Annotated in this window: 4 protein-coding genes; all 4 read left to right on the top strand. The window is 71.4% G+C overall.

Features of this window, described 5'->3' with window-relative positions:
• Nucleotides 1–124 precede the first annotated feature (124 nt).
• Nucleotides 125–586, top strand: a complete 462-nt coding sequence (locus tag E1283_RS34100) for an Lrp/AsnC family transcriptional regulator (RefSeq protein WP_132822042.1) — start codon at nucleotides 125–127, stop codon at nucleotides 584–586.
• A gap of 58 nt (nucleotides 587–644) precedes the next feature.
• A complete protein-coding gene (gene mqnE / locus E1283_RS34095) occupies nucleotides 645–1811 on the top strand; it encodes an aminofutalosine synthase MqnE (RefSeq protein WP_132822039.1) in 1167 nt (388 codons plus the stop codon).
• A 38-nt stretch (nucleotides 1812–1849) separates the two neighbouring features.
• The gene (locus E1283_RS34090; RefSeq protein WP_243745301.1) at nucleotides 1850–2464 is read left to right on the top strand and encodes a GNAT family N-acetyltransferase; all 615 of its coding nucleotides are present in this window, start codon (nucleotides 1850–1852) and stop codon (nucleotides 2462–2464) included.
• A gap of 229 nt (nucleotides 2465–2693) precedes the next feature.
• Nucleotides 2694–2951, top strand: a complete 258-nt coding sequence (locus E1283_RS34085; RefSeq protein WP_132822040.1) for a DUF4229 domain-containing protein — start codon at nucleotides 2694–2696, stop codon at nucleotides 2949–2951.
• Nucleotides 2952–3334: the final 383 nt, after the last annotated feature.

Raw genomic sequence — 3334 nt, 5'->3', positions numbered from 1 at the left:
ACCGGGGGGAGTGAGCCGGGTGAGGTGGGGAGGCCCGTTCGGCCCACCACTCGTAGGTCGTCGGCTGTGCGTGCCTTAGATTCGTCTGTGCAATCGACCAGGGGACGAGGAAGGCCTTGTGACGATGGACGCGGTGGACAGGCAGCTCATCCAGGCTCTGCGGGAGAACGGCCGGGCGTCCTACGCCGAGTTGGGCCGCCTCGTGGGCCTCTCGGGCCCCAGCGTCACCGACCGGATCAACCGGCTGGAGGCGGCCGGCGTCATCACCGGCTACCGGGCCACGGTGGACGCCCGCTCGCTCGGCCTCGGTGTCACGGCGCTGATCGGCATCCAGCTCTCGGACTCGGTGGACCACGAGGAGGTCGCCGGCCGGCTGCGCGAGCTGTCCGAGATCGAGGACTGCTGGTTCATCGCCGGGGACGACTCGTTCATGTTGAAGGTCCGGGCCCCCGACGTGGACGGTCTGGAGCGCACCATCCGGCGGCTCTCCTCCACCAAGGGCGTCTCGCGCACCAGGACCACCATCGTGCTGTCCACCAAGTGGGAGAACCGGGTCGGCGACCTGTCGGACGAGGCGCGGGCGTAGTCTCGTGTCCCGGCGGTGGTGAGCCGCCGCACGCCGGTGGAGAGGGAGGCGCGGTCACATGGACGCGGGGCTCAAGCGGGATCTCGAGGAGAAGGTGCGCGCCGGTGAGCGGCTGTCCCGGGAGGACGGGATCGCGCTCTACGAGTCCGACGACCTGGCCTGGCTCGGTGGCCTCGCGCACGAGGTCAGGACCCGGAAGAACGGCGACGTCGTCTACTTCAACGTCAACCGCCACCTCAACATGACCAACGTGTGCACGGCCTCGTGCGCCTACTGCTCGTTCCAGCGCAAGCCGGGCGAGAAGGACGCGTACACGATGCGCATCGAGGAGGCCGTGCGGCTCGCCAGGGCGATGGAGAACGACCAGCTCACCGAGTTGCACATCGTCAACGGCCTGCACCCGTCGCTGCCCTGGCGCTACTACCCGCGCTCGCTGCGCGCGCTCAAGGAGGCGCTGCCCGAGTCGGTGCAGCTCAAGGCGTTCACCGCGACCGAGATCCACCACTTCGAGACCATCTCGGGGATGCCGGCGTCCGAGATCCTCGACGAGTTGATCGACGCCGGCCTGGAGTCGCTGACCGGCGGCGGCGCGGAGATCTTCGACTGGGAGGTCAGGCAGCACATCGTCGACCACAAGACCCACTGGGAGGACTGGTCGCGGATCCACCGGCTGGCGCACTCCAAGGGCCTGAAGACGCCCTGCACCATGCTGTACGGCCACATCGAGGAGCGGCGCCACCGCGTCGACCACGTGCTGCGGCTGCGCGAGCTCCAGGACGAGACCGGCGGATTCCAGGTCTTCATCCCGCTGCGCTACCAGCACGACTTCGTGGACATGAAGGACGGCAAGGTCCGCAACCGGCTCCAGGCGCGGACCACCATGGCGACGGGCGCGGAGGCCCTGCGGACGTTCGCGGTGTCCCGGCTGCTCTTCGACAACGTGCCGCACGTCAAGGTGTTCTGGGTGATGCACGGCGTCCAGACCGCGCAGCTGGCGCTCCAGCACGGCGCCGACGACATGGACGGCTCGGTCGTGGAGTACAAGATCACCCACGACGCGGACAACTTCGGCACCCCCGACAAGCTCACCCGCGACGACCTGCTGGAGCTCATCCGCGACGCCGGCTTCCGGCCGGTGGAGCGCAACACCCGCTACCAGGTCGTGCGGGAGTACGAGGGCCCCGACCCGGAGCGGCGCGAGTCGCCCCAGCCGATGCGGGTGTGAGCGGCGTGCCGGGCCCTCGGCGGACGACCGTCGGCGGTGTGCGGCGCGGGGCATCGCGGGCCCGGCTGCGGTTCGTCCTCGACCCGGGGGTCACCCCGGCGCTGCGGGACGGTCTGGCCGGCCTGTGGGCGGACGTGGTCAACGCGGGTGGCGCGGTCGGCTTCCTGCCGCCGGTGAAGCCGGCCGACGTCGAGTCCGCGCTGCGGCAGCACCTGGTCGGGATGGCCGAGGGCACCACCCGGTTGCTGGTGGGGCTGCCGGAGCGAGGCGGCACCGGCCGGCCGGTCGCCACGGCCTTCCTGAAGCTGAACACCCACCCGCTGATGGGGCACTGGGTGTGGCTGACCACGGTGATGGTCGCGCCGCGCCTCCAGGGGGCAGGCGCGGGCCGCGAGCTGCTGGCGGCCGCCGCCTCGGCCGCCCAGCGGGTGGCGCCGGGCGCCACCGGCATCCGGCTGACCTGCCGGGGCGGCATGGGTCTCGAAGGCTTCTACGCGGCGTGCGGCTACCGCGAGGTGGGCCGCGTCCCCGACGCCATCCACGTCGGGGACGGCGAGTACCGCGACGACATCACGATGTGGCTCCCCCTGGGCCCGAGGCCCGGCGGCCGGCCCCCGAAGGAGACGGCGGGGGCCGTTGCGAGTGGCCGGTGAGGGCTGTGGTTGACTGGGCAGTCAGCCGAAAGCGGGACAAGTCAGCGTGGAACCGGGAGGTGGCACAGTGAGCCGCGACACCGAGGCCGTGGCCGGCCCGGCCGAGACCGCCGAACCGACCGAGACCGCCGAACCGACCGACGCCGCCGAGCCCGCGGCCGACTCCGCCGGCGCGGCCGCCGGCACGGGCGACTCCGACGCCGCCAAGCCCGCCGCGGGCGGTGCCGCCGTGCGGTACACCGCTCTGCGGTTCGCCGTGTTCGCCGCGTCGTTCGTCGTGATCGCGGTGCTGTCGTACGTCGGGGTGCTGCCCGAGTCGTTCGGGACGGCGAATCCGCTGTGGATCATGTTGCTGGCCATCGTCGTCTCGGCGCCGCTCAGCTTCGTGCTGCTGCGCCGGCAGCGCGACGCGATGTCGCAGCAGATCGCGCCGCGCATCGAGCGCGCCAAGGACCGCCTGCAGGCCAACCAGTCCATGGAGGACTGAGCGGCAGCCCACGGCGCGGCCCACGGCGGAGTGATCCGCCTCACGCTCCTGTCACATCTCTCCCTCTCCGGTGGGGAGTTGTGATCAGCCCCATGACGTGCCAGGAACCTGGTGCTACCGTCGTCGTCATGAACACCGCAGCCGCGCCGCACTCTGACCCGAGCACTCTGCTCGTGGCGCGCCTGCACATCGATCTCTGCCGCTGTGTCACCGCGGCCTGTCGCTGATCCTCTTCGCCTCACCCAGGCTTACCCACCCCTGACCTCAGCGACCCCTCTCGCGAGCCGCGTTCCGCGTCGTACGCCACGCCCGCCGCGCCCGCACCACGTATTCACCCCTGACCGGAGTGTGCCCTGTGTCAACCCCGTCCCCCACCCCGGACG

The sequence above is a fragment of the Streptomyces hainanensis genome (genome assembly GCF_004348415.1).
In the GTDB taxonomy this organism is placed as follows: Bacteria; Actinomycetota; Actinomycetes; order Streptomycetales; family Streptomycetaceae; genus Streptomyces; species Streptomyces hainanensis.
Note: the sequence above shows the minus strand (reverse complement) of the source record. Positions and strands in the feature narration are given on the sequence as shown.

Excerpts from the sequence above, each read along its gene's own strand:
- E1283_RS34100 (WP_132822042.1), top strand. The coding sequence starts at position 125 with ATGGACGCGGTGGACAGGCAGCTCATCCAGGCTCTGCGGGAGAACGGC.
- mqnE (WP_132822039.1), top strand. The coding sequence starts at position 645 with ATGGACGCGGGGCTCAAGCGGGATCTCGAGGAGAAGGTGCGCGCCGGT.